17 protein-coding genes are annotated in these 21764 nt (G+C 62.7%); 6 read left to right on the top strand and 11 right to left on the bottom strand.

Annotated features, from left to right (window positions below; all coding sequences use genetic code 11):
• Positions 1 to 33: 33 nt before the first annotated feature.
• Entirely contained in the window at positions 34 to 1137 is a 1104-nt protein-coding gene (locus NKJ57_RS02425; RefSeq protein WP_196814872.1) for an acyltransferase family protein, read from the bottom strand.
• Between the two features lie 256 nt (positions 1138 to 1393).
• Here NKJ57_RS02425 and NKJ57_RS02420 point away from each other — a divergent pair, with 256 nt between their 5' ends.
• The 5 genes from NKJ57_RS02420 to NKJ57_RS02400 all read left to right on the top strand — a co-directional run bounded on the left by NKJ57_RS02420 (position 1394) and on the right by NKJ57_RS02400 (position 7588).
• Positions 1394 to 2653 (top strand): VpsF family polysaccharide biosynthesis protein, encoded by a 1260-nt coding sequence (locus NKJ57_RS02420; RefSeq protein ID WP_023751290.1) that lies wholly within the window; start codon positions 1394 to 1396, stop codon positions 2651 to 2653.
• A gap of 218 nt (positions 2654 to 2871) precedes the next feature.
• On the top strand, positions 2872 to 4470 hold the full coding sequence (locus NKJ57_RS02415) for a GumC family protein (RefSeq protein ID WP_031243977.1): 1599 nt from the start codon (positions 2872 to 2874) through the stop codon (positions 4468 to 4470).
• Between the two features lies 1 nt (position 4471).
• A complete protein-coding gene (locus NKJ57_RS02410) occupies positions 4472 to 5578 on the top strand; it encodes a glycosyltransferase (RefSeq protein WP_023671792.1) in 1107 nt (368 codons plus the stop codon).
• A gap of 169 nt (positions 5579 to 5747) precedes the next feature.
• Positions 5748 to 6476: a N5-glutamine methyltransferase family protein gene (locus NKJ57_RS02405; RefSeq protein ID WP_023671791.1), complete on the top strand. Its 729-nt coding sequence runs from the start codon at positions 5748 to 5750 to the stop codon at positions 6474 to 6476.
• Positions 6473 to 7588 carry a hypothetical protein gene (locus NKJ57_RS02400; protein WP_023671790.1) on the top strand — a complete coding sequence of 372 codons (1116 nt, stop codon included), beginning with the start codon at positions 6473 to 6475 and terminating at the stop codon, positions 7586 to 7588. The genes NKJ57_RS02405 and NKJ57_RS02400 overlap by 4 nt, the downstream gene beginning before the upstream one ends.
• Positions 7589 to 7722: 134 nt before the next feature.
• On the opposite strand, the gene nadE is transcribed toward NKJ57_RS02400, so the two are convergent.
• The 4 genes from nadE to asnB are packed head-to-tail and all read right to left on the bottom strand — an operon-like array spanning position 7723 to position 12518.
• Positions 7723 to 8727 (bottom strand): NAD(+) synthase, encoded by a 1005-nt coding sequence (gene nadE, locus NKJ57_RS02395; RefSeq protein ID WP_023751291.1) that lies wholly within the window; start codon positions 8725 to 8727, stop codon positions 7723 to 7725.
• Entirely contained in the window at positions 8724 to 10271 is a 1548-nt protein-coding gene (locus NKJ57_RS02390; RefSeq protein ID WP_352510433.1) for a class I adenylate-forming enzyme family protein, read from the bottom strand. The genes nadE and NKJ57_RS02390 overlap by 4 nt, the downstream gene beginning before the upstream one ends.
• 23 nt (positions 10272 to 10294) lie before the next feature.
• The gene (locus NKJ57_RS02385; RefSeq protein WP_352510431.1) at positions 10295 to 10558 is read right to left on the bottom strand and encodes an acyl carrier protein; all 264 of its coding nucleotides are present in this window, start codon (positions 10556 to 10558) and stop codon (positions 10295 to 10297) included.
• Between the two features lie 22 nt (positions 10559 to 10580).
• Entirely contained in the window at positions 10581 to 12518 is a 1938-nt protein-coding gene (gene asnB / locus NKJ57_RS02380; protein ID WP_352510430.1) for an asparagine synthase (glutamine-hydrolyzing), read from the bottom strand.
• Between the two features lie 298 nt (positions 12519 to 12816).
• Here asnB and NKJ57_RS02375 point away from each other — a divergent pair, with 298 nt between their 5' ends.
• Positions 12817 to 13686: a hypothetical protein gene (locus tag NKJ57_RS02375; protein WP_352510429.1), complete on the top strand. Its 870-nt coding sequence runs from the start codon at positions 12817 to 12819 to the stop codon at positions 13684 to 13686.
• Between the two features lie 203 nt (positions 13687 to 13889).
• Here NKJ57_RS02375 and amaB read toward each other — a convergent pair whose 3' ends face one another.
• The 6 genes from amaB to NKJ57_RS02345 form a co-directional block, all read right to left on the bottom strand.
• A complete protein-coding gene (gene amaB / locus NKJ57_RS02370) occupies positions 13890 to 15404 on the bottom strand; it encodes an L-piperidine-6-carboxylate dehydrogenase (RefSeq protein WP_352510427.1) in 1515 nt (504 codons plus the stop codon).
• A gap of 175 nt (positions 15405 to 15579) precedes the next feature.
• Complete coding sequence (locus NKJ57_RS02365; RefSeq protein ID WP_023707663.1) at positions 15580 to 16854, bottom strand: RNA polymerase sigma factor; 1275 nt, start codon at positions 16852 to 16854, stop codon at positions 15580 to 15582.
• Entirely contained in the window at positions 16851 to 17225 is a 375-nt protein-coding gene (locus tag NKJ57_RS02360; protein ID WP_023671781.1) for a YciI family protein, read from the bottom strand. The genes NKJ57_RS02365 and NKJ57_RS02360 overlap by 4 nt, the downstream gene beginning before the upstream one ends.
• 82 nt (positions 17226 to 17307) lie before the next feature.
• A complete protein-coding gene (locus NKJ57_RS02355; protein ID WP_023686314.1) occupies positions 17308 to 18408 on the bottom strand; it encodes a DNA topoisomerase IB in 1101 nt (366 codons plus the stop codon).
• A gap of 58 nt (positions 18409 to 18466) precedes the next feature.
• On the bottom strand, positions 18467 to 19351 hold the full coding sequence (locus tag NKJ57_RS02350) for a transglutaminase family protein (RefSeq protein WP_023683456.1): 885 nt from the start codon (positions 19349 to 19351) through the stop codon (positions 18467 to 18469).
• 1 nt (position 19352) lies between these two features.
• The gene (locus NKJ57_RS02345; protein ID WP_023703955.1) at positions 19353 to 21764 is read right to left on the bottom strand and encodes a circularly permuted type 2 ATP-grasp protein; all 2412 of its coding nucleotides are present in this window, start codon (positions 21762 to 21764) and stop codon (positions 19353 to 19355) included.

The following is a 21764-nucleotide window of genomic DNA, read 5'->3' as shown; positions in this document are numbered from 1 at the left end:
TGAAAGCCGTGACCGTCCCGTTGCTTGGCCTGCTTATTTGTTCTCCGTGGCAATATGAGGAAGCGGTGTGTTTCTCGTCTTCCTTTTGCCGTTCAGGGTCTGAAGAATCGGCTTCTCGATCATCTCGTAAATCACCAGACTGACGAGGCAGGCTGCCACGATGCTGACCACCGACACCAACAATACCGTTGTCGGATGCTCGTATCCGACGGTGCGTCTGGCCAGGTACGCCACAGCGCCGATCACGAAGATATGCGACAGATAAAGCGCGTAGGAAGCGTCGCCCAACTGCTCGAGAAGGCTCCAGTGCTTGAGTTTCGGCTCCAGAATGAGGCTGAGATGAAGTAGGCCCGCCGCCCACATTGCTTGTCCCGCGAAGCTGATCTGACCCAAGAGCGGCGTACCGTCATCGACGAATGAAAGCACCCCGCCCGCAGCGGTCATTACGCCGAATATCCAAGCATGGCGTATGTCGGAAGTGAAATCACCGTCCAAATAGCGCCGCCCTATCCACATACCGATGACGAATGCCACCGGAGAAGGGTTGAGATAGAACTGGATAACAGGGTTGGTGGGAGCCAGCCACAGCCCGGCTATCCACATCGCAATGAAAAAGACCGTCAGCACAAATACGCGCGAGGTCACGGACAGGAATGCGAACACCGCAAAAGCGATATAGAAAAATACCTCGTAATTGAGCGTCCAGCCGAGTGAGAGGATTGGACTGGCGCTATCCCGTCCAGGCGCTTCGTGAACAATGAAGAGGAGCGACTGAAGATAGTGGGGCCACGTAAAGACGGTCTTCTGGAAGAGACTTGGCGCGAGCGCCGCCAGAACCGCGGCGAGGCTGGTGAAAAGCCAGTAAAGGGGGATGATCCGGATTGCTCGGCGTTTCAGGAAGGTGGCAGCGGAAAACGGACCATCTCCCGTAATATGGACCATTATGAAACCGCTGATGACAAAGAACAGAACGACGCCCAGGCGGCCCGCCGTCACAATAATCAGATTGTCCACGCCAATCTGATAGGAAAAGGCGTGTGCGAACAGAACCAGCAAGGCGGCGCAGGCGCGAAGATACTGAATCGAATAGAACTTCTTCACCTTGATCTCCTGCGCTTTGCCGGCGCCTGATGCCATTGTGCCGTCCACAGGCAGCGCGTCGGGCGCCGTGCAAAGCATCGCCATCAATACGACCGGCCAATTAAGTGTGGGTTACCGACTTCATGAAATAGCCCATGCCGGGCATCGCCACTGTTAAGATCGGGTTATCCATATTCCTTTACGTTCTTGCAGGAAAATGTACCCGGGGGTGCGTTCGTCCCCTGCCATCTCAATCGCAAGCCGCAACGCTGGTCAGATAATCGTGAGTGTCACCCCCACAGAGCAACAGTTCGTGACCGCGCAGGCCAGCCGCCAAGACGCCCTCACACTCCTGTTCTTTCTCCTCGCGGCCTTCGCTTTCCTGCTCCGCTCGACCATCTCTCCGCAATTGATGAATATGGTGATGTCCTATTCGACGGAGGGGGGGTCGTTTCCCGAAAAGCTGCATATCGGGACCTATGCCATCTTTCTGCTGCTTGTCGTCATCGCCACGACCCGGCCAATTCGGCTCGAAGGCGATGAAGTCAGGCTGTTCAAGGCGACATTGTTATATTCGCTGCTGCTGTTGTGGCTGGTGCCTTATCTCTTCGTGATAGGCCGTGCCGGCTCGGCCGGCTTCATAATCGATTCCTATCTGGTCTCTTGTGCCGCGGCGATGATCATGCTTGCCCTGGGTGACCATGTGCGCAGGGCGCTTGGCAATGTCATCGTCGGCATGATCGTCCTCAGCGCCATCATCGGAACGATCGAGGCCGTCACCCAGCATCGATTCCTGCCCTATCCCCTCGTTGAGCTGGACTTTCGGCCGATCGGACTGTCGGCCCATCCGCTGGCGCTGGGCGCGCTTTGCACCACCGCCATAGGTTTCGTTGCATTGACGCGGTGGCGTATCTGGGTGTGCGCGCTTTGCATCTTCATTCTCTTCATCGGCACGGCCGCTTCGGGCGCGCGCACCGCCCTGCTGCTCGCTTGCGGCGAGATCCTGTTCCTGCTCGTGTTCCTGCCTTGGCCGGACTTGTCACCCAGACATCAACGCCAGGCCAAACTCCTGGTGCTGATGCTGACGCTGGCCGGTGGCGCCATACTGATTGCGATACTCTTTTCGGCGGGGCTGCTGAACCGCTTCAGCAACACGCTCTTTGATCAAAATTACGACGCGCGCGTCAAGATCTACGATGTATTCAAGTTCGTTGAATGGAGGGACATCCTGCTTGGCATGAATCCCAACGAGTTGTTGAAGATCGTCAACGAAAAGCTCAACCTCCCCTTCATCGAAAGCACGCCGGTCGTTCTTACGCTTTTGTTCGGCCTGCCGATCGCCCTGCTCTTCGCGTTTGCTTTCTTCCGGTTCCTTTTCAAGCTCCTGCGCAATACGCCTCGGGCCGCCCATATCGCAGCGGCCGCGTCCATTCTCGCGGCATTGTCAAACAATGCCCTTTCTTCGAAGGCGCCGGATATCATGCTGCTCGTCATCTTGTTGCTCGCTTATCGAAAGCCGGATGGGCGCCTCGGCACGCCCCTTCAAGGCCAACCAGCATCAACAGCGACATGACGCCAAGCCCGCTCCTTGCGGGTGCCCTCGCGACGACCTCTTGTATTTCCATTTGAAACGCCTGCACGCTTTGCCAGGCTACGACGGGCGTGGCAGAATACCGACCAAGGGTGGATAGATCGCTGTTCCGGAACGCGCCTGACACGCCTGGAAAATGAAATGTTAACGATGTTTCCGTAAAGCAGGCTGTGCGTATTGAATATTAAAGGGTTAGCATGATGTCCGCCGCTTCCGGTCCTCCTCCAGCCGCGGCCGCCGCCGGCATTAGCCCCTATGAACGGATCGAAAATGCGCGGCGCGCCAGCAGGCCAAAGCCGCAACAAACCGCGCCGATCATGGCACATGCGGCGGCACCCGCTGTAACGTCGGCCCCTGTAACGTCGGCCCCTGTGTCGCCTGCACCCGTGGCGCCGCCTGTAGCCGAGCCCGTCACGACGGTGACGCTCAACAAGATCGGAACCTTTCTCGAACTCGATTTCGGGCGTCTGTTTGTCTGGCTGCGCGCCGGCCTCGCTCTGGTATGCCTGCTGGCAATCGCCGGCGGGATCATCGGCGGTGCCTACGCTCTGCTGAGCAAGCAGCGCTACACCGTGACCACGGACATCCTCATCAATCCCGCCAATCTTCAGGTTGTTCCGAATGATCTTTACCCGCAATCGGCCCAGGTCGATGGACAGCTGCTCAGCGCGCGCAGCAAAGAGCGCATCTTGACCTCGGGCAGCGTGCTTTCACGTGTTGTAGACGATCTTGACCTGGCCAGTGACCCGGAGTTCTTCGACGCGGACCGAAGCCGCACAGGGACGGACGGCGCCAAACCCGACCCAAAGCTTACCGCCCTGAAGAACCTGGCGGAACGGGTTAGCAGCATCGCGGATGAAAAGTCGTTTGTCACGACCTTGATGGTATCGGCGGAAACCCCCGCTAAGGCGATCCTGATTTCGCAGGATATCGTCAAGACTTTCCAGGAAGAGCTGGCCAGCGCCGAGGCTTCCGGCGCCAGCCGTGCCGCGGCCGCGCTGGACGGGCGGCTGGGCCAGCTCAAGAGCGATGTGCAGGCGGCCGAAGAGAAGGTCGAGGCCTATAGGCGCAGCCACAATCTGGCCACCAGCAATGGGCAGCTTGTTTCCTCGCAAACCATGACCCAGCTCAACGGCCAGATCGTGGAGACGCAATCGCGCGTCATCGCCGCGCAGGCAAGTTACGACGCCCTGCTTGCCGCCGGCGCAAACGGCACCAATTCCGGTCCCGCCACGTCGGAGGCGCTTGTGGCGCTGCGCGCAACGGCCAACGGCCTGCGCCAGCAGATCGATTCGCAGTCGATGACCTTTGGCCCCCGTCATCCGTCGATCGTCAGGCTGAAGACGGAGTACAACACGGTCAGCGCGCAACTCAGCGCCGAATACGCGCGCACCCTGCGCCTGGCGAAGGTCAATCTCGATGCCGCCAAAACCTCGTCGGCCTCCCTCAATGCCAAGATGAATGACTTGAAGGGCAACGTGTTCTCGGATAGCGATTCCGAGGTCGCCTTGCGTGAACTTGAACGTGACGCCGCGTCGAAGACGGCTATCTATGAAAGCTTCCTGTCGCGGGCACGCCAGATAACCGAGCGCGAACAGATCGACAGCACCAATGTGCAGGTGATTTCCACCGCAGTGCCGCCAAAGGGCCGTTCATGGCCCCCGCGCACGGTCGTGATGATCGGCCTGGGGGCCATTGGCGGCATGATCCTTGGCATGTTGCTCGCCATTACCCTGGGTATCGTGCGCGACATGCGTCTTCCGCCGAACCGCCCGGACGTCATTGCCAGCCGCGCCTGAAATGGCGAAGCGGATTGTCTTTCACATTGCCAGCCTCAGGGGCGGCGGCGCCGAGCGTGTGTTCGTCCTGATAGCGAACGAGCTGGCATCGCGCGGCCACAACGTCACGCTTTTTACCTGGAACGCGCAGGGGCCCAATGCCGCCCTGCTTTCGCCTGCCGTGCATCTGGTCGATTTCGGCCTCCCCATTCGCGGCGAGGGTTATGGCAAGTGGGCGACATTGAAAGGCATCGTGCGAAGCGCGGGCCTGCTTGGCCGCCTTTCTCCCGACGCGATCTACAGCGCCCCGGAATTCGCCAATCTGGTCGTGGCGCTGGCGCTTTCCCTCGCGCGAAGCAGGGCGCGGTTCTTCCCGAGTTTCCATGCCGCCGCCTCACTGCCTTCCGGCAGCCTTGGCGCGAAAATGGCGGTCTGGCTTTCGGCCCTGGTTGCGGCCCGCGCCACCAGGGCCATCGCGGTTTCTGAGGGTGTCGGCGGCGATCTTGTGGCCCGAGGCTTCCCGAAATCCAAGGTCGTGGTCATCAACAACCCGCTGCCGCCGGCTGCGGCATCCCAGCAACGCTCCTACGCCTGGCAGGCAGAGCTCGCGGCGATGGGCGACGGCCCCATCATCATCACCGCCGGACGCCTGGTGCCCGTTAAGGATCATTGGACGTTGCTGCGGGCCTTCGCTGTGCTGCGCGCCGGCCGCCGGGCCCGGCTTGTCATCTTCGGCGAGGGTCCGCTGGCCGACGAGCTGCGCGCCTATGCCGAAGAATCCGGTATCGGCGCAGACGTTCTGTTTGCGGGCTATGTCAATGATCCGGCGGCCTGCTACGCCGTAGCTGACTTGTTCGTCCTATCATCGACCAGCGAGGGCTTCGGCAATGTTCTGGTCGAGGCCATGGCAGCGGGGATTCCGGTGGTCTCCACGGACGCGCCGCACGGCCCGCGCGAAATACTTGATGACGGCCGCTTCGGCGCCCTGGTGCCGGTCGGCGATGCCGCGGCCCTGGCAGTGGCGATGGCCGGAATGCTCGACCAGCCGACAACCGCCGCGATCCTGAAAAGCAGGGCGGCGGATTTCGAAATTGAAAAGATCGGAGACCGGTACGAGGCGTTGCTCTGAATTAGCGCATGGATCGGCTTGCGGCGGCACAGGAATCCGCCATTGATGGGACAGGACGCCGCCAACATAGGCCGGTTACTCCCAATCCAATCATGATCTTTAACATCAATTTACCCGGAGTTGGTAACAACAGGGAACCCGCGTTTTATCCTCAGGATAGGGATTTTCCTTGCCGCAGCATCACAGCCTTCCTGCCGGCCGTGCAAACGATCGCAATTGGCCGCGATTGCACCGCTTCATGCGGGTTGAGCTGGAACTCGCGCCTGACGTCCTGGTGCCGCGAGCCGAAACGGAACTGCTTGGCCGGACGGCCGCGGCCATTCTTGGCGAACAGGCGCACGAAACGATCCTGATCGACATGTGCTGCGGCAGCGGCAATCTTGCCGTGGGCATCGTCAGCGAATGTCCTCGGGCTCGGGCATGGGCGGCGGACCTGACCGACAGCACGGTTTCGCTTGCCCGCCGCAATGTTGTGCGCCTCGCCCTGCAGGACAGGATCAAGGTCCGGCAAGGCGACCTATTTGCCGCGATCGAGGGTGACGGCCTCCGCGGCGCTGCCGACATGGTTGTGTGCAACCCGCCCTATATTTCCTCATCCCGTCTCGATAGCGAAAGCGCGCATCTGTTGGAGAACGAACCTCGGGAAGCTTTCGACGGCGGCCCTTACGGTATTTCGATCCTCCAAAGGCTGGTCCGGGATGCCGCAGCTTTCCTCAAGCCAGGCGGATGGCTGCTATTTGAGTTCGGCGAAGGTCAAGATCGGCAGATAGCAACCCTTTTATCGAGAACGAAATCCTACGAAACCCCAACCTTTGCCGTGACGGCCGACGGCCAGCCCCGTGTCGCCATGGCGCGCAAACATGGTGGCCGGGTTCCCGGAACCGGGAGCCCGGCGTGAGCGTCGTCCGCGCCCTCGATCAGGCCGACCTTGCGGCCGTCGCGGGCATGTTTCAACGCATGCTGCGCAAGAAGCGGGGGCCAGCGCCGGCCTCCCTCGTCGATTACATGAGGCGGTTTTATCTGGACGCACCCGACTGGGGCAGCGGGCTCCGTTCGCTTGTCCATGTCAATGACGCCGGCCAGGTTTCCGGGTTCGTCGGCGTTCATGCGCTGCCAATGAAATTCAACGGCCGGCAGCTCTACGCTGCCATCTGCAGCTCGCTGATGGTCGAGGATCACGAGACCGATCCGATGGCCGGTGCCCGCCTGTTGAAGGCCTTCCTCGATGGTCCGCAGGACATCTCCTTCAGCGAAACCGCCAATGATACGTCCGTGAAACTGTGGACGCGGCTTCGCGGCGTTGTGCTGCCGCAATACAGCCTTGACTGGGTTCGCGTGATGCGGCCGGCGACCTTCATGCTCAGCCTTTTTGCCAATCACATGAAGCTTGCCTGGATGTTCAACCCGCTCGCCCGGATCGTCGACCGGCTCTACCTTCGCAAAATGAAGGGCAGTCAACGACGCTGGACCGGCGTCGTCGCCAACGCATCGAGCCGGGGGGCATTTCGGGCCTCCGAGATCGACAGCGGCAGCTTTGCGGGGCTGCTGGAGCCGCTTTGCGCCCAATTTCCGCTACGTCCGCAGTGGGCGGAAGGTCAGCTCAACCATATTCTGGGCGATGCGGCGCAAAAGCCGGATTTCGGAGAGCTTGTCTACGTGTCGGTGGCATCGCCGAACGGCGCCAATGTCGGCGCTTTCGCCTATTACGCGCGACCGGACGGGATCGGCCGCGTGCTGCAGGTCCTCGCTCTTCCCGGCCAGGCCGGGCCGGTGATCGATTGCCTGGTCGAGCATGCCGCCCGGCGCGGTGTCTCCGGCTTGCGCGGCCGCGTCCAGCCCGCGCTTCTGGACGCCATGCTTGTAAGACGCATAGCCTTCATACCGGTCGCCTCGACCGTCGTGCATTCACGCGATCCCGAGCTTCTCGATGCCATGAAGAACGCGCAGGTCTTTCTGAACGGGCTTGCGGGCGAGCAGTGGAGCCAGTTGATCGGCGGCCGCTTCACCTGAAGCGTTCCGCCTACAGCAATTCCAGGAAAGGGTGCGCGGCTTTCCGTCCGGAATTGCGTAAAGACAAGAGCTTAGTATTTCTTTCATGCATGTCGTATCGCAAGACCGGATCACTTTTGCTCGATATGCATAGGTCAGGAGCCGACTTCGTCCACGCCGTCAACGAGCTGCGGGCGCAGGTGCAGATAGCGCGTTGCCTTTCGCTTGGCGGCGATGTCGGCCCAGACGCGTTCGATCTGTGAGGCGGTCAATCCCGCCGCTTGCCCTACCACCTCGGCGGACACGCCGTTGTTGAGGCCGTAGAGACACAGATCCATCCGATCGTAAGGCAGGGAGAAGTAGAATTCTTCCTGCGTCTGCGCCAGCGAGTAGGTGTCGGTGGTCGGCGGCCGGTTGCGGACCTCTTCCGGAATGCCGAGATAGGCGGCTAGCGCATAGACCTGCGTCTTGTAGAGATGCGCGATCGGCTTGACGTCGGCGGCGCCGTCGCCGTTCTTGACGAAGAACCCCTGGTCGTATTCCAGCCGGTTCGGTGTGCCGAGCACGGCGAAGTTCAGCCGGTCGGCATGATAATATTCGAGCTGCTTGCGGGTGCGCTGCTTCATGTTGGTGGCGGCAACGATGCCGAGATAGACAGCCACCGGCATCCGCAATTTCGTCTGCTTGCCTTGCGGGTCCTGCACCACCAGCGACGAGATGTTGTAGCCCTCGCCTTCGAGCACGTTCGCGATCACGATCTTCGAGGCCCAGCCCTTGCCATAGTCCGGGACCAATTCGCGGATGAAGGCGTCGCGGCGTTCATAGCAGCCCATTGCCCGCAGGGTCGGCCCGATATCCTCCACAACGGCCTCGACGCCGAAAGTGTCGGCGACCAGATGGCCGAGCCGCAGGCTTTCGGGGTCGGAATCGCTTTCCGGCATGAGGACGCACAGCACATTCTGGTGGCCGACGGCCCGCGCGGCCAATGCAGCCGAAACGCTGGAATCTACACCGCCCGAAAGACCGAGCACGAGTCCGCGCTTGCGAATGCCGCGCAACTGCTCGCGCAGGGCCGCCACGATCCTGTCCGTTTCGGCGGCGGGATCGATGGCCAGGGCTTGCGTGAAGGCCGGCGCATCCTGGGTTGAGCCGATGTTCATTGCTCGGCCTCCATCATCTCAGCCGCGAGCCGGCGGCTGACCTTGCCCGACTCCGTCTTCGGTAATTCGCTCCGGAACTCTATGATTTTGGGGACCATGAAATCCTCCAGGTGGCGCGCGCAGTGACGAATGATGTCCTTTCCGCCAAGCGCCGGATCGGACCGCACGACGAGCGCGCCGATCGCATGCCCCAGCACCGGATCCGGCACGCCGACGACCACCGCTTCCGCGATACCTGGATGGGCGTGGAGCACTGCCTCCACTTCCTTGGGGGCGACCTTCTCGCCACGCGTCTTGATGATGTCGTCCTTACGCCCGACAAAATAAAGAAAGCCGTCCTCGTCGGTCTGGAACAGGTCGCCCGTATAGAGCACCTTCTCCCAAGGGTTAGGCCCCGGCCGGAGCGCTCGTTCCGTCGCGGCCTTGTTGCGCCAATAGCCCTGCATCACGTGCGGACCGCGGATGACGAGCTCACCTGCCACGCCCGCCGGCACGCGTTGTCCAAGGTCGTCGACGACAAAGGCTTCCGTGTTGGGGATGGCTATGCCGACCGACCCTGGCCGGCGGTCAAGTTCCTCGGGTGGCAAATAGGTGCAGCGCTTGCATTCGGTCAGCCCATACATCGAATAGATCCGGACGCCGGGCAGCAGCGAGCGCAGGCGTTCTATGTGGGCTGGCGGCAAGGCGGCCGCGGTGTTGGAAATATAGCGGAGGCTGGGCAGGAAACCCGGCGCCAGATCACGCATCTGCAGGATCATCGCCGCCATGGTAGGCACCAGCGGAAGGCCGGTGACGCCCTCTTTGCGGATGCGTTCGAAGATCTCGTGCGGGAAGGCGAAGGACTTCTCGAGCACCAGCGTGGCCCCGAGCCTGACTGCCATCAGCAACTGGTAGAGGCCATAGTCGAAGGCAAGCGGGAGGACGTTCAGGATGATGTCGTCCGGCGCGTTGCGCAGATAGGTGGCGATCGACCCCGCGGCAGCGTCGCAATTGCGATGCGTCATCATCACACCCTTGGGCCGGCCGGTCGAACCTGACGTGTAGATCAGCATCGCAAGGTCGACGTCGATGCCGCGATGGTTTACCTCCGCGCCATCGAACGTCAGGCAGTCAGTCAGGGACGCGGCCCCTGCCGGGCATTGCCCATCGGCCCCAGGGGTGGAAGCCACGAAGATGCCGGTCTTGCCTTGCGATGCGCAGGCTTCGGTGACCACGGGCATCAGCTTCGCCTGCGTCAGGACCGCCCTGGCGTCGCAATCGGCGATGATGTAACCGAGCTTGTCGGCCTTTGTGGAGGGGTTGATCGGACTGAAGGTCGCACCTGCCTTAAGTGCGGCAAAGATCGATACGGCCGCCTCCCAGCAATTGTCCATGAAGATCAGAACGCGGTCGTCGCGCCTGATCCCATTCATGAAGAGAGCGGTGGCCAGCCGGCTCGAAAGGTCGTCGAGTTCTTCGTAGCTCAGCCTTTTGCCCTTGGTGACCAATGCCGTCTTGGCCGGGTGGGCAGCAGCCTTCGCCACCAGAAAATGCTCGATCCGCACGGGACGTTCCTCGCCGTTGGCGCTTACGCTGCCAGCGTTTGTGCTCTCGCCTCGATGAAGGACGAGATGCGGTCAAGCGAGTCCAGGTTGGCCGGAACGATGTCGGCGTCCACCATCGCGATGCCGAAATTGTCCTCGATGAAGGCCACCAGCTCAAGTACCGCAGTCGAGTCGATGATGTCGTTCTCGATCAGCGAGGCTGAATCCGACAGTGTGTAGGAGGTGTCGCCGAACAGGAAGTTGTCGACGATAAAGCTTCTGACCCTGTCCTTGATTGCCGTCATCATGTCTTTCCTTTTCCTCGCCGTCTCAGGCCGCTCTTGCCGCGCCGACCGCTTGGCCGGCGAAATTCTTCTGCCACAGCTGCGTCGACAGAATGCCGACGAAGGCGGCGTTGTCGCGAAATCCGGTCGCGGTCTCCATGCGGCATTTCTCGTGGAGCTTGGCCACCGCCTTGGCGTTGAACAGGCCGCCGGCGGTAATGCTCGCCTCGCCCAGGCAGTCACGCACATAGTCTAGTTCCTCCGCCCCGACGAAGGAGCGGGCCTCCGGGGCGCGGTAAGGTTGCTTGGTGCGTTTGCCGATTGCCGCCGGAAGGTGGTGCCTGGCCACCTTGCGCAATATGTGCTTCTCCATCAAGCCTTTCAGTTTCATCTCCGGCGGAAGTCTTGCCGCGAACTCTACCACGCGATGATCCAGGAAAGGAAACCGCCCTTCGATGCCGTGCGCCATGGCCATCCGATCGCCTTGGCTGGAGAGGATGTAGCCGGGCAGGAGGAAGCGGGTTTCGAGATATTGCGCCTGATGCAGCGGATGCCATAGGGAAAACGCCTCGGGCAGGCGGCTGGTCAGCTCTTCAGCTGCGTCATAACCCTTCAACGTCGCGCGCAGGTCGCCGGAGAAGAAGATTTTCGCCGCCGCCGTGGTCTTGAATCGTGGCCGATGCGAGAACAGCGGATCGTCGAGGGCAGCGTTGCTGGTACCGAAGAAGGCAGCCAGATACTCCACCGATTGCTGTTGCAGGCCCGGCAGATACGGGTAAAGCCGGCGGAACAGCTGCGGCCTAATGCGCGATGCGGGCTGCCGCCCGCAGAACCGGCGGACACGCGCCTCCTTGAAGACGTCGTAACCGGCGAAGACCTCGTCGGCGCCTTCACCCGTCAGCACCACCTTCAGGCCGGCCTGGCGAACCAGGGCGGACAATTTGTAGAGTGGCGCAGGCGCCGTGCGGATGATCGGCCGCTCGGCAAAGCGGATGACCTCAGGAAAGACGCTGGCGATATCGCGGGCGCCGCATTCTATGGCGTGGTGGCGCGTGCCGAGCGCCGAGGCCATTTCGGTCTGAAAGGCGCTTTCGTCATGCTCGGCGCTGTCGAAGGTTACGGAAAATGTCTCCAGTCTCCGAGGAGTCATGCCGGCGGCAAGCGCCGAAACGAGCGACGAATCGAGCCCTCCCGAAAGATAGGAACCGACCGGCACGTCGGCCCGCATGCGAAGCCTCACCGCATCGGTCAGAAGGGCTTGCAACTCCTCTGCCGCATGGTCCTCGTTCGTGATCTTCGACGGCTCATCACGATGCGGATAGTCCAGGTGCCAGTATCGTCTGACCGTGACCTGCCCCTGCGTCGCGATCATCACACTTGCCGGTTCCAACTCGTGGATATTGCGGAACGCCGTGCGCGGAGCGATCGGCGCCCACAGCGTAAAGATCTGATCCAGCGCAATCGGATCAATTTCAGCGGAGACGCCCGGGACCTTCAGCAGGGCTTTGATCTCCGAGGCAAAGTAAAGCACCCCGTCCTTACTTGTGTAGAACAGCGGCCGGACACCCATCCGGTCTCGTGCAAGCACCATTCGTCGCTGCCGATTGTCCCATATCGCCAAGGCGAAATCACCGTTCAGGAGAGACAAGCAGTCTTCGCCCATCTCCTCATAGAGCTGAAGGATGACCTCTGTGTCGCTCGACGTCCGAAAGTGCCGGCCCTTGGCGATCAGCCCTTCGCGCAGTTCTATGTAGTTGAAAATCTCGCCGTTGAACGCAATCGTCAAATTGCCGGCCTCGTCGGACATCGGTTGCTGGCCATCGCCGATGCCGATCACCGACAGCCGCGCATGCCCGAGCCCGGCATCGGGTGCTACGAATTTCCCTTGCTCATCCGGCCCACGATGGGCAATTGCGGCTACCATGTGCGTGAGCAAAGCTTCCGCATCCCGGATTGACCCGAAATAACCCCCGAATCCACACATCCCTTGAACTCATATTGAACGCTAAGGTACGGAACATAACCTCGATAGTGGCATCTGAGGTTAATCCGATATTTTCACCGAGCATGTGGTTAACAAGAAGTTTGCCACGATGTGGTGTTCGTGGCTAGGACGCGATGGCTCTCCATCACCTCGCGGTTGCGGCCGTAATAGCCGGAACGATAGCCCAGGCTCGCTCTAGGCCTTTTGTCCGGGTTGGCATGGCTGGACACGGGCGGCTAAGGCTGGAAATGTGATTGCACGTCTTCGCTGCCGGGGGGCTGGCCGGAGGACGAGGAGGATGGCGCTGAATTTCGAATATATTGCCGGCCATCCGGCGCTGCACCGTCATGTCGAGGCGCAGTCGAAGGCGCTGCTGCATATCTATGAAACGAGCCCACGCCTGGCCGCCGTGTTCGCCACGCAACAGCGCTGGTTGCTGGCTCACACCGGCCTAGCCCTGCATTTCGCCCGCGACCCGCGCGATCCCCGCACGGAACTGACACTGGCCCGCTTCATCGATGCCGTGCTTCACTATTCCGTCGCTAGCCGCAACACGGCCGAAGCCTTCATCAAGGAGATGCTGCACTATCACATCATCGAATACCTGCCGCACACCGGTGATGGACGAGCCCATCCCTTTCAGGTGACGGCAGCGACGCTGAAGGAATTCGACGGCTGGGTGGTTGCGCATCTGCGCACGCTCGACGGTCTCGACAGCGGCAACCGCCTCGCCGCGTTTCTCGAGCAGCACGGCATGATTGCCAGGCTGCAGCCGCTGGTGGCGGAAGGCCTGCTCTCCTCCAACCCTGTGCGTGAGCCCAAGCAGACGTTTTCGCTGTTCATCTGGCTCAACAATGGCGGCATCGTCATGGACTGGCTGATGTCCGGCATCGATCCCGACAATGCCGCCCTCGACCGGATCCCGACCAGCGTGGTTTCGATCGGCGAATTCGCCAATTGGCTAAAACTCTCGCGCACCCATCTTGCGCGCAAATTGCGCGACGCCGAAAAGCTCGGCAGCGTCGGCTGGCTGGGCCGGCGCGGGCATTCCGTAATGTGGGTCTCGAACAGCTTCTACCAGGAATACATGACCGTGCAGGCCGCCAAACTTGCCGTCATCGATGCCGCGTTCGAAGCCTGCCGACCGGCGGCGCCGCACGCTGGCTGAACGTTCGGCGCAACGCTGTTGCGCAGCCGATCGTGCCGACCGCGAGGACCCGTCCGGGCGCATGGCCGAGGTGGCCTTTCCGCCGTCGGGATACGGACATCTGGACAGCGGCGAAGCCTGAAAGCGGAACGATCCGCGCGAGCGGCAGCGATCCGCCCGACGGGTTCGGGTGGATCAACTGGTCAAAAGCCGGGCGCAGCATCTCAATCGATGTCGAATGACACGCCCTGCGCCAGCGGCAGCGCCTTGGAATAGTTCACCGTGTTGGTGGCGCGGCGCATATAGGCCTTCCAGGCATCGGAGCCGCTCTCGCGCCCGCCGCCGGTTTCCTTCTCGCCGCCGAAGGCGCCGCCGATCTCGGCGCCCGACGTGCCGATGTTGACGTTGGCGATGCCGCAATCCGAACCATCGACGCCGAGGAAGCGCTCGGATTCCTGCAGGTCGCGGGTGAAGATCGACGACGACAGTCCGGCGCCGACCGCATTGTGCTCGTCGAGCACGGCATCGAAATCGGAATATTTCATCACGTAGAGGATCGGCGCGAAGGTTTCTTCGGTGACAGGAGCCACCTGCTTCGGCATTTCGACCAGCGCCGGATGCACGTAATAGGAATCGGGATGGCCATTCTCGACCCGCGAACCGCCGGTCAGCTTGCCGCCGTGAGCGGTGGCTTCCTTGAGCGCCTTCTGCATGGCGTCGAAGGCCGCCTTGTCGATCAGCGGCCCGACGAGCGAAGACGTCTCCAGCGGATTGCCGACCGAGACGCTCTCATAGGCCTTCTTCAGCCGCGGCAGCAGCGCGTCATAGACGCTGTCATGCACGAACAGGCGCCGCAGCGTCGTGCAGCGCTGGCCGGCGGTGCCCATGGCGCCAAAGGCGATGGCGCGCAGCGCCATGTCGAGATCGGCGGTCGGGCAGACGATGCCGGCATTGTTGCCGCCGAGTTCGAGCACGGCGCGGGCAAAGCGCTTGGCCAGACGCGGGCCGACATCCCGGCCCATGCGGGTCGAGCCGGTGGCCGAAACCAGCGCCACCTTCGGGTGGTCGACCAGGATCTCGCCGACGGAGCGGTCGCCAATCAGCACCGGTGCCAGGCCCTGCGGCGCATCTGCGCCGAAGCGCTTGACCGCGCCGGCAAAAATCGCCTCGCAGGCGAGCGCCGTCAGCGGCGTCTTTTCCGAGGGCTTCCACACCACGGCGTCGCCGCAGACCAGCGCGAGCGCCGCGTTCCACGACCACACCGCGACCGGGAAGTTGAAGGCCGAAATGACGCCGACGACGCCGAGCGGATGCCAGGTCTCCATCATGCGATGTCCCGGACGCTCGGTGGCGATGGTCAGACCGTAGAGCTGGCGGGAAAGGCCGACGGCGAAATCGCAGATGTCGATCATTTCCTGGACTTCGCCGAGGCCTTCCGACGGGATCTTGCCGACCTCGATCGACACCAGCCGGCCGAGCTCGGTTTTGTGCGCGCGCAACTCCTCGCCGAGCAGCCGCACCAGTTCGCCGCGCCGGGGACCCGGCACCATCCGCCAGGCCTGGAACGCCGTGTGCGCGGCATCGATGGTCTTGGCCGCATCGGCCGGCGAAATCGTCTTCAGCGCCGCGATCTGTTCACCCGTCACCGGACTGCGCACGACGAGGTCGCCGCCGGTCAGCGCGTCCTTGGCCACACCCAGTTTCGCCAGAAGTTCGGCCGTTTCCTTCGCTATCGTCATTTTTGTCCCTTTCAGATCCGCTCGCCATCATAGGGCGGCGGTCGAGCCTTGGCGCCATTATCGCCCGCATGCCGCAGGCGCTGTCATGGCGTGCCATTACTCGTTTCAGGGGAAAATCGCCACCCCGGCATGGTCCAAGCCGAGATTGCACGATTGAGCCAGAGGAGGAACAGGCTTAGTGCGCTGTCTTCGCCGGCGCCTTCACGGCTCCGTCTCGCATCAGCCGGTCGATATGCATGCGGATATGGGCGGCTTCCGCTGCCGTGTTGGCCAACGCAATGGCGCGATCGAAGGCGACACGCGCCTCTTCGCCACGGCCGAGCTGCATCAACAGACCGCCCTTGAGGCCGAAGAAGTGGAAATAGCCGGACAGCCTCTCGCCAAGCGGCTCGATCATGGCAAGGGCAGCTTCCGGCCCGCGCACCTTGGCGACCGCAACGGCACGGTTCAGCGTCACCACCGGCGAAGGTTGCATCGCCTCCAGCAGGCTGTAGAGCAGGTCGATCTCTGTCCAGTCGGTCTCCTCGGGGGTTGCCGCCCGCGCATGAAGGGCGGCGATCGCCGCCTGCACCTGGTAGGGTCCGGGCTTCTGGTGGCGCAGGGCCTTGTCGACCAGCGCCAGGCCTTCGTCGATCATCTTGCGGCTCCACAGCGAGCGGTCCTGGTCGTCGAGCAGCACGATCTCGCCATTCTCGTCGAAGCGGGCCGGCGCGCGCGCATGCTGCAGCAAAAGCAATGCCGTCAGGCCCATGATCTCCGGCTCGGTCTGGAACAGCCGCAGCAACAGGCGAGCCAGCCGGATCGCTTCCTCGCAAAGCGGCGCACGCGCCGGCGCCTCGCCGCTGTTGGTGGAATAACCTTCGTTGAAGATCAGATAGACCATGGCGGCGACGGCGGCGAGCCGCTCCGAGCGCTCGACCGCGCCGGGCGTCTCGAACGGCACGCCGGCATCTGCAATGCGCGCCTTGGCGCGCGTGATGCGCTGTTCCATGGCGCTTTCGCCGACCAGGAACGCACGCGCGATCTGCTTGACGGTGAGACCGGAGACGATGCGCAGCGCCACCGCGATCTGCTGCGTAGGCGGCAGATCCGGATGGCAGCAGATGAACAAGAGCCGCAATATGTCATCGCGGTAGTGCGCGCCGTCCAGCCGTTCGGCGATATCGCTCTCGGCATCTTCCAGGTCCGAGATCTGGTCCTCTTCCGGCATCGGCGCCTGCTTGGCGCGCTTGCGCACCGCGTCGATGCCGGTGTTGCGGCCGACAAAGATTAGCCAGGCCGCAGGATCGCGCGGCGGCCCGTTCTGCGGCCAGTTCTTGAGTGCCCTCAGGCACGCGTCCTGGAAAGCTTCCTCCGCCGTATCGAGATTGCGGAAATAGCGCAGCAGCGCACCCATAGCCTGCGGGCGGGCAGCGCTGATCGCCGAGCTTATCCAGGCGAGGTCTGTCATGTGGCTACTCTGGTTGGGTTGAAGACGGAAACCGGTCGGATCTCATAGGATCCGCCGCTGGGATTGACCTCGGAAAGCTCGCGCGCGAAGTCGACGGCTTCGTCGAGATCGGCGCATTCCAGCGTGTAGAAGCCGAGGAACTGTTCCTTGGTCTCGGCAAACGGGCCGTCGATGACGACCGATTCGCCCTTGACCTTGCGCAGCGTCGTCGCGGCGGTGGTGGGCAAAAGCCGCGCCACCGGCCCAAGCCGGCCGGCTTGAGCATATTTTTCCTGCACATGCATGAGCTTTGCCATGACCTCGTCATCCTGTGCCTTGCTCCAGGAGGAGACGACATCTTCGGAGGCATAGCAGAGGATAGCGTAGAGCATGGGACGTCCTTTTCTGTCTCAAAGGACGAAACAGTAGGGCCTGTGCCGACATGGCGTCGACAAAAAAGTTACGCCATTTTTGTCAGCCTTCGCTTGCCTTCAACCATCTCAGCACAAGAGCCTCTTCATCATCGAGACCGTCGATCGCTCGCTTGCGCTTGTTGGCCTCGGTCATTTCGCTAAGCAGCCGCCCTTCCACCCAGGCTTCGAAAACCTGTGGATGGATGTAGCATTTGCGGCAGACGGCGCGTGTGTTGCCGAGCCGCTCGGCCACCTTGTCGATGACCGCGTTCATCACACGCTTGGTCTGCGCCTGGCTTTCGGGAAGCTCCGTCCGCGCAAACAGCGACGCGGCATGGATGGTGCCGCCCCAGGTGCGGAAATGCTTGGAGCTGAAATTGGCGCCGATCGCGTCGCGGATATAGCGGTTGACATCGTCGGAGCGCACTCCATGCCTCTCGCCGTCCTCGTCGAGATATTGGAACAGTTGCTGCCCCGGAATATCCTGCGCGCCGCGCACGACCCGGGCGATGCGGCGGTCGACCAGCTTCAATTTCCATTCCTTGCCGGACTTGCCCTTGAAGGCAAAGCGCAGGCTCGATCCCTTGATGTCGACGTGGCGGTCGCGCAGCGTCGTCAGCCCAAAGCTCTTGTTGTCGCGGGCATAGGCGGCATTGCCGACCCGGATCATCGTGTTGTCGAGCAGCCAGACAATTGCCGCCACGACGCGCTCGGCCGGCAGGCCACGGCGGCGCAGATCGGCATCGATCCGGCGGCGCAGCTCCGGCAGGCTTTCGGCAAAGGCGACAAGGCTGGAGTATTTGGCGCCGTCGCGCTCGGCGGCCCACAGCGGATGGTAGCGGTACTGTTTGCGCCCGCGCTGGTCGCGGCCGGTCGCCTGGATGTGGCCGGCGGGATCGGGCGAGATCCACACATCCGTCCATGCCGGCGGAATGGCCAGCGCCTTGATGCGGGCAATGGCTGCCGCGCCGACGGCCTGTCCTTTCGCGCCCTTGTAGGAAAAGCCTTCGCCCGCCTTCAGGCGCCGGATCCCCGGCTCGCTGTCGCTGATATAGGTGAGCGAGGCCTGTTCGGCAGCGGTCTGCGCGCCGTTCTTCGGCGCCCCATCGTCCCCCTGTCCGGCCGCCGACCGGCCGGATGGCGTCCCAGATTTGTCCAGCATGCCCGCTCCACGAGATTTTTCTCGTAGATAAGCACCAAGCCGACTGCTGGTTCCGCGCTCAAGCTTTTTCCAGCGCGACCGGGATGACGTCGACGGCCTGGTCGCCGACCTGGCCGCCGGTGGTTTTCAGCACGCCGACGATCGGAGCCACGTCGGAATAGTCGCGGCCATAGCCAACGGTGATGTGGTCGTTGCTGGCCCGCATGCCATTGGTCGGGTCGAACTCCTGCCAGCCGGCATCGCGCCCACACCACACCTTGACCCAGGCATGCATGGCATCGGCGCCTTCGAGCCGCGGCTTCCCTTTCGGGGGAATGGTGCGCAGGAAGCCGCTGACATAACCCGCAGGAATACCTAGCCCGCGCAGGCCGGCGATCATGATGTGGGAGAAGTCCTGGCACACGCCCCGCTTCAAACGGAAGGCATCGCTGGCCCCGGTACGCACCGTGGTCGCTTCCCCGTCATAGGTGAAGTCGCGGTGGATGCGGTTGCACAGATCGATGGCCATGCCGACCGTCGAGCCGCCGGCGCTGTCGCGGGCATAGGCGGTGATCGCCGCATCGATGCCGGCATGATCGCTGGCGGCGAGAAAGTGATGCGGTGCATCCGGCGCCAGTGACCGTACGGCGCCGAGTTCTTCCCGCAGGCGCTGCAGATCGGGCGACACGTCGAGCCCAGGCTCCGGCCGTGACACCGACACGCGCGCGCTCATTCTGATGTCGAGCCCGTCATGGACGTCGCGAAAGGCGATCGCGGTGACATTGTTGCCGAAGAAATCGGCAAAATCCGTGCGCTCCGATGGGGTCGGCACAAACGAAAGCGAGGCCGCGATCACGCGCTGCACGCCGGCAATGGTCGGCGGCAATACACGCACCTGATGCCGGCTGCCACCGGCCGCGGCGTCATAATCGTAGCTGAGATGAAGCCTGATATCGTACAGCATGTTAACCGAAATACGCTTTAGCCAGGCTGCTATAGAGGTTGCCGATCTCAGTTGCGAGATCGTCCAGCACCTCCGCCGACATCTCCGATGGCTCCATGACGGCAATTGCCGTGTTGAGCTGCAGGATTTCCTTGGCCGCGACCGACATATGCCCCTCCGGCCCAACCGATGGCAACAGGCCGATCTCCGCCTTCAGCCGTTCGAGCTGGAACAGGATCGAGCGCGGGTTGAGTGGGTCGAGCGCCAAGAGGTCGATCACCGTGCGCCGTCCGGCCCGCACCGGATATTGCCGGCGGTGGGTCATGACGCTGTCGCCGATCTCCAGCATCATGTCGAGCGAGCCGTCCGGCGCACCGGACCTTGTCAGTCGGGCTAGCGTACGGGCGATCTGGATGCCGCGCTCGATCCGCCGGCCGATCTCGAGGAAACGCCAGCCGGTGAAACGGTACATATTCTCGTGCAACAGGCCAGAGAAACCGGCGAGCTTGCGCAGCATGACCGTCATCGCCCGTGTCGCGTCGTCACCCGGCGCCACCGTGGTGGCGAACTGATGAATGGTCTTCGACAGGTCCTTCAGCGCCAGCCAGCCATCGGGCGAAAAGCGGTCGCGGATCTGTCCGGCGCTGTAGACGGCGCTGTCCAGCGTGCCGATCAATCCGGGCGGAATGGCCGCTTCGAGATCGATGCCGAAGGGTTCGAGATAGTCCCTGATATCGGCGAGCAGCAGCATGTCAGGATCGGACGTCTCGGCCAGCCGCACATGATAGGCGCGCAGGATACGCACTGTATCTTCCGAACGCTCGATATAGCGGCCGAGCCAGGTCAGGTTTTCCGCCGCGCGGCTGGGCAGGCTGCCCGGCATGGTGCGGACGAAGCTGTCATGCTCCTGCGGCAGCAGCGTCTCGCGCTCGACCGACCGGTCGCTGACCACCCAGACGTCGGCCGCCTGGCCGCCGCGCTGCATGGCGATGGCCGTCGGGTCGAGCGACAGGCCGACACGGGCGAAACCGCCGGGCATTACCGTCCAGCCATCGGGCGTGCGCGCGAGATAAACGCGCAGGCTTGCCGGCCGTGGCTCCAGCCAGCCGCCGACATAGACCGGCGTCGTCGACAGCGTCACCGCTTCCTGGCCGACGAAACCGCTGCCATCGCTCTCGATGCGCGCGATCAGCGCGATGCGTTCCTCCGGCGTCAGTGCCGAACCGAGCCTGGTCTGGCCGTCATCCTCAAAGGCCAGCCGCGTCGACAGCGCCGGACCGATCACCATGCGATCGATATTGGCAAGCACATGGGCCCGTTCGGTTGCTTGCCCGCACCACCAGGTGGCCACGCTTGGCAACAGAAGCTCTTCGCCGCGCAATGCGCGCGAAATCTTCGGCAGGAAGGCGAGCAGCGCCCGGGTTTCCATCAAGCCCGACCCCAGCGCATTGACCGTAGACACGGTGCCGCGGCGGATCGCCTCGACCAGCCCCGGCGTGCCGATATGCGAGTCCGACCTCAGTTCCAGCGGATCGGCAAAGGCGGCATCGAGCCGCCGCCACAGCACGCTGATCGGCATCAGCCCGGAAACCGTGCGCACCATCAGCTTGCCGCCGGAGACGGTCAGATCCTCGCCCTCGAGCAGCATGATGCCGAGATAGCGGGCGATATAGGCGTGCTCATAATAGGTCTCGTTGAGCGGCCCCGGCGTCAGAATGGCGACGCGGCCGTCATTCTCCTTCGCCATGCCGATCAGAGCATCGCGAAAGCGACGGAAGAAACCGGCCAGGCGATGCACATGCATCTCGCCATAGATGTCGGACAAAGCCCGCGTCGTGGCGACGCGGTTTTCCAGCGCAAAGCCGGCGCCCGACGGCGCCTGCGTGCGGTCGCCTAGCACCCACCAGCTTCCATCCGGTCCACGGCCGAGCTCGAAGGCGCAAAAATGCAGGAAATGACCGCTGGCCGGCATGGTGCCGACGACGGGGCGCAAATATTCGGGGCTCGCCGCAATCAGGCCTGCCGGCAGGATTCCCTTCTCGATCAGCCGGTTCGGCCCGTAAATATCAGCGACTATCTCCTCGAAAAGCTCGGCGCGCTGGACGAGACCGGCGCTGATCCCGGCCCATTCCTTGTCTTCGATCAGCAGCGGGATATGCGCCAGTGGCCATTCGCGCTCGTTGGCGCCGGCCTTGTCGTAGACGCGATAATAAACGCCGGCGTCGCGCAGATACTGGTCGGCGCGGGCAAAGCGCTGGCCCAGCTTTTCGGGACCCAGCTCCTCCAGCGCCTCGATGAAGGGCGCCCAGGCCGGACGCGGATGGCCCGAAGCATCGACCATCTCGTCGACGACGCCGTCAATCGGCTGGTAGTGCTCCAGCAGACTGTGCCTCAGCGGCTTGCCGCGGACCTTTTTCTGATTCCCCTTTGCCAT

Origin of the sequence: Mesorhizobium sp. M0077, from assembly GCF_040322955.1 — a bacterium.
GTDB lineage: Bacteria > Pseudomonadota > Alphaproteobacteria > Rhizobiales > Rhizobiaceae > Mesorhizobium.
This window is presented reverse-complemented; position numbering and strand designations above follow the sequence as displayed.

Excerpts from the sequence above, each read along its gene's own strand:
- NKJ57_RS02355 (WP_023686314.1), bottom strand. The coding sequence starts at position 18,408 with ATGCTGGACAAATCTGGGACGCCATCCGGCCGGTCGGCGGCCGGACAG.
- NKJ57_RS02345 (WP_023703955.1), bottom strand. The coding sequence starts at position 21,764 with ATGGCAAAGGGGAATCAGAAAAAGGTCCGCGGCAAGCCGCTGAGGCAC.
- NKJ57_RS02365 (WP_023707663.1), bottom strand. The coding sequence starts at position 16,854 with ATGACAGACCTCGCCTGGATAAGCTCGGCGATCAGCGCTGCCCGCCCG.
- NKJ57_RS02385 (WP_352510431.1), bottom strand. The coding sequence starts at position 10,558 with ATGATGACGGCAATCAAGGACAGGGTCAGAAGCTTTATCGTCGACAAC.
- NKJ57_RS02410 (WP_023671792.1), top strand. The coding sequence starts at position 4,472 with ATGGCGAAGCGGATTGTCTTTCACATTGCCAGCCTCAGGGGCGGCGGC.
- asnB (WP_352510430.1), bottom strand. The coding sequence starts at position 12,518 with ATGTGTGGATTCGGGGGTTATTTCGGGTCAATCCGGGATGCGGAAGCT.
- NKJ57_RS02375 (WP_352510429.1), top strand. The coding sequence starts at position 12,817 with ATGGCGCTGAATTTCGAATATATTGCCGGCCATCCGGCGCTGCACCGT.
- NKJ57_RS02425 (WP_196814872.1), bottom strand. The coding sequence starts at position 1,137 with ATGGCATCAGGCGCCGGCAAAGCGCAGGAGATCAAGGTGAAGAAGTTC.
- NKJ57_RS02350 (WP_023683456.1), bottom strand. The coding sequence starts at position 19,351 with ATGCTGTACGATATCAGGCTTCATCTCAGCTACGATTATGACGCCGCG.
- NKJ57_RS02415 (WP_031243977.1), top strand. The coding sequence starts at position 2,872 with ATGTCCGCCGCTTCCGGTCCTCCTCCAGCCGCGGCCGCCGCCGGCATT.
- amaB (WP_352510427.1), bottom strand. The coding sequence starts at position 15,404 with ATGACGATAGCGAAGGAAACGGCCGAACTTCTGGCGAAACTGGGTGTG.
- NKJ57_RS02360 (WP_023671781.1), bottom strand. The coding sequence starts at position 17,225 with ATGCTCTACGCTATCCTCTGCTATGCCTCCGAAGATGTCGTCTCCTCC.
- nadE (WP_023751291.1), bottom strand. The coding sequence starts at position 8,727 with ATGAACATCGGCTCAACCCAGGATGCGCCGGCCTTCACGCAAGCCCTG.